Genomic DNA, 4184 nt, shown 5'->3' with positions numbered 1-4184 from the left:
GGGACGGGGCGGGCGGCGCCTCGGCCAGGGTGCGATCCCGGTGGCGCTGGTCGCGCTCCTCACGTTCGGCCTCGGCCCGCTGCCGGTACTCGGCCATCCGGGCGCCGAAGCGCGTCGCGCCCGCTTTGAGGCGCTCAAGTCTGGACATCGGTTCCTCAGCCCCCGTGTCTGGGTGTCTGTCACGAGCGTGCGCGGTGCGCTCCACCCACAGGGGACGACGTTACCGGGCTCGGGGGTTGCCCGGACCCCCGGGACGCCTCATGCCCCCGCCCGGTTCACCGGTGCGGGGGCATGAGTCAGTCCCGGGAGGCGCCGGCGGACAACCGCGGCGGTCACCGGCCTAGTACCAGTGGTTGGCCTGCCAGAACTGCCAGGCGCCGCAGGGGCTGCCGTAGCGCTCGTTCATGTACTTCAGGCCCCAGCGGATCTGCGTGGCGGGGTTGGTCCGCCAGTCCGCTCCCTCGGAGGCCATCTTGGTGCCGGGCAGTGCCTGCACCAGGCCGTACGCGCCGGAACTGGGGTTCTGCGCCCGGTAGTTCCAGGTGCTCTCACGCTGCACGATGTTGGAGAAGCACTGGAACTGGCCGCCGCCGACGATCTGCTGCGCCATCGCCTTGACCTGCTCGACGGTGTAGGACGCCTGCTGCGGGAAGTCGCCGCCGCCCGCGGCGGGCGCGGAACGCTCGGCGCTGCGGCTCGCGGCGAGTTCGGCCTCGCGCTTCTTCGCGGCCTCCTCGGCGGCCTTGCGCTTGGCCTCCTCGGCGGCCTGCTTCTTGTCCGCCGCGTCCTGGGCAGCCTGCTTCCGGGCGCTCTCCTCGGCGGCCTTCCTGGCGGCGGCGCTCGCGGCGTCGGCCTGGAGGTCGGCCTGCTGGGTGAGGGAGGCGGTCTGGGCCTGGGTGTTGCCACCCACCGGTATGTCTGCGAGGAGCGTCGCGTCAGCGGCAGCGAGCTCGACCGGTTCGGCCGTACCCTGCTGACCGCCCGCTGCCACACCGACGACGGCGCCGACGGTGGTGACCGCGGTGGCGGACGCCACGGCGAATCCCCGGACCGAAATCCGAGTAGTCACACAGTTTCCTTCCACAATGCCCGCTTAGGTGACCTCGCGGGCGCAATCGTGCCCCTGGCACTGACCTCCACGGTGCTGGTCACTCGGAGGTACGGGCCCGGTGGGTCCTCCCTGGGGAGGCCCGCGTGGTTCCTCGGGCGGCATGTGACAGCGTCTGCTGTTGAGTTGTGTGTTGCTACGCCCCTCGGAAGGGACGGGTGTGCCACATGCGGGGCCTGACAGGATCCACACCCTGCCGGATGGCGGAGGGTTGAGGCAATTCCAGGCCGAGTGGGAAAGGTCACACCTTGTTTGGGCCTGGCCTCTTGCGGAAAAGCGAGCAGGCCGTCCGGCACCCCGACTATGCTGCCCCGCCCGCCGGTTGACATATCGTGCCCATTGCACGTGAATGCGGGCATTCGGGGCGCGAAGCCGTCTGAGGGCCGGTCATACGACGCGACAGGCGGGCCGGGAGTGCCCGGCCCGCCTGTCGCGTCACGGCGTGTCGTGCCGCTTTGGGTGTTTATGCACTGCCATGTGCCGGGCCGTCAGTCCCCCGGCGGCGGCCCGACGTCAGACGCGGCCCTCCTCGAGCATCTCCGTCACCAGCGCCGCGATCGGCGAACGCTCGGAACGGGTGAGCGTCACATGGGCGAACAGCGGGTGCCCCTTCAGCTTCTCCACGACGGCCACCACGCCGTCGTACCGGCCCACCCGCAGGTTGTCGCGCTGGGCGACGTCGTGCGTCAGCACCACGCGGGAGTTCTGCCCGATCCGGGAGAGCACCGTCAACAGCACGTTGCGCTCCAGCGACTGGGCCTCGTCGACGATGACAAACGCGTCGTGCAGCGAACGGCCCCTGATGTGCGTGAGCGGCAGCACCTCGAGCATGCCCCGGGCCACCACCTCCTCCACCACCTCCTTGGTCGTCACCGCCTTGAGCGTGTCGAAGACGGCCTGCGCCCACGGATTCATCTTCTCGTCGGCCGTGCCGGGCAGATAGCCGAGATCCTGGCCGCCCACCGCGTACAGCGGCCGGAAGACCATCACCTTGCTGTGCTGCCGCCGCTCCAGGACCGACTCCAGGCCCGCGCACAGCGCCAGCGCCGACTTGCCCGTGCCGGCTCGGCCGCCCATCGAGACGATGCCCACCTCCGGGTCGAGCAGCAGGTCGAGGGCGACCCGCTGCTCCGCCGAGCGCCCGTGGATACCGAACGCCTCCCGGTCGCCCCTGACCAGCCGGACCCGGCCGTCGGACGTCACCCGGCCGAGCGCCCGGCCCTTCTCCGAGTGCAACACCAGGCCCGTGTGCACGGGCAGCTCGGCGGCCTCCGCCACGTGCACGCTCTCCGCCGCGAACAGCTCGTCGACCGCCTCGCCCGGCAGGGTCAGCTCGCGCATCCCCGTCCAGCCGCTGTCGGTGATGGCCAGTTCGGCCCGGTACTCCTCGGCCAGCAGACCGATCGAGGACGCCTTGATCCGCAGCGGCAGGTCCTTGGAGACGACCGTGACGTCGTACCCCTCCGCCTGCAGGTTGCGGGCCACGGCCAGGATGCGGGAGTCGTTGTCGCCGAGCCGGAAGCCCGCCGGCAACACCCCGGGATCGGTGTTGTTCAACTCCACCCGGAGCGTGCCACCGAAGTCACCGAGCGGGATCGGCGCGTCGAGCCGCCCGAACCTGACCCGGTAGTCGTCGAGTTGGCGCAACGCCTGACGTGCGAAGTAGCCGAGCTCCGGATGGTGGCGCTTGGCCTCCAACTCCGTGATCACGACAACGGGCAGCACCACCTCGTGCTCGTCGAACCGCAGCACGGCCGCGGGGTCGGCGAGCAGGACACTGGTGTCGAGGACATAGGTGCGCCGGTCGTTGTCGCGGCGCTTCTTGCTGGTCACCACGGGTGGACGAACCCCCTCGGAAGAGGTCGGGGTGCGACTTCGGTGTCGCGGGGGATGGGGCCGGGCCGACCCGTCGACGCACGGGCCGGGCACCGGCCCCTCCCGTCCACCGCACCTGGGGTGCGGGCGTCCGTGGTGCGCAAAGGGCCTCCCGTCGGCCACCGCGCCTGGTCGGCGTGTCGGCCTGGAGGGGGTATTCCCATGATCTGATGCCCGCATGCCGCGCGGGGCGGCACAACCGCCGTGGTCAGCCCGTTCGGCCGCACCGACCGAAACACCCGCTGACCGCCGCGCGGTCTGCCGTCCCCGGGGACGGCGGAAAACCACCCCCGACGGACACCGAGCGCCGGCGCACGCCCGCCCGAGCCGGGGGACCGTCTCCCCGCCCTGTCGCATGGCCGGATTCCGACGGCCCACCGACCTGCCGGGTCGCCGCGCGGCAACCGGCCCCGACTCAGGCAGCAAGCCGGAACGCTGAGACCGAACCCGAGCACCGCCCGAAGCCGAACCAGACCGAGCCCGCCCGGCGCGCAACCGGCCCAGCCCCGCACCGCCGGGGCCGGCCCCCCGCGCAGAGGCCCGCCACCGGCGGCTACCCACAGGCGGCCGACCGCAGCAGGTCCAGCACCACCAGCCGCCCGCCCGGCTCGGGCGGGCGGACCAGACCAGGCGGCAAACCGCATCACACAGAGCCGGACACGCGGAGACGCCGAACGGCGGGTCGCGCGGCGGGCCGCGCCGAACGTGTCGGCCCCGGCGCCCGTACGACTCTCGCGCGCCCGGCGGTCCTCCTGCCGAGAAGCGATCGGACACCGAGCCAGACCGGAGAAGGCCGACCAGACCGGCTAGAACCACGCGGAGGGCCCGAGTGGCGAGTCGCCCCGGGCACGACCGGCCGGTGCCCGGCGAGAGATCGGACGCCGAGTCAGGCCGACACCGCCCAGATCCCCACAGAGCGCCCGGCCGCGAGGGCGGCCGGCCAGACCAGAGCAGATCGACCGGAGGGGCGGATCATGCGGAACGCCCGGACGGCGGGTCGGCCCGGGACGACGGACCGGGCCCGGCGGAAAAAGCGAAGCCGGCGGCGAGGCGAACAGACAGGGTCGAGCCAGGCGCGGAAGCCCGGCAGCGGATCGCCCCGGGCAGCGTGCCACGCCGCGCGACCCGGCCGGCTGCGCGCGGCCTCGGCCAAGCAAAGGACCCGGGGGGCTCGCGGAGCGCCCCCCGCGGGGGGCGGGCC

Annotated in this window: 2 protein-coding genes; both read right to left on the bottom strand. The window is 72.7% G+C overall.

Translation table 11 applies throughout. The features are described from left to right. Positions 1 to 340 precede the first annotated feature (340 nt). Positions 341 to 1069, bottom strand: a complete 729-nt coding sequence (locus tag FNX44_RS24475) for an aggregation-promoting factor C-terminal-like domain-containing protein (RefSeq protein ID WP_143651162.1) — start codon at positions 1067 to 1069, stop codon at positions 341 to 343. Between the two features lie 552 nt (positions 1070 to 1621). Next, the gene (gene phoH2, locus FNX44_RS24470; RefSeq protein WP_143651160.1) at positions 1622 to 2944 is read right to left on the bottom strand and encodes an RNA 5'-3' helicase PhoH2; all 1323 of its coding nucleotides are present in this window, start codon (positions 2942 to 2944) and stop codon (positions 1622 to 1624) included. Between the last annotated feature and the right edge of the window lie 1240 nt (positions 2945 to 4184).

It is taken from the genome of Streptomyces alkaliterrae (assembly GCF_007097205.2).
In the GTDB taxonomy this organism is placed as follows: domain Bacteria; phylum Actinomycetota; class Actinomycetes; order Streptomycetales; family Streptomycetaceae; genus Streptomyces; species Streptomyces alkaliterrae.
This window is presented reverse-complemented; position numbering and strand designations above follow the sequence as displayed.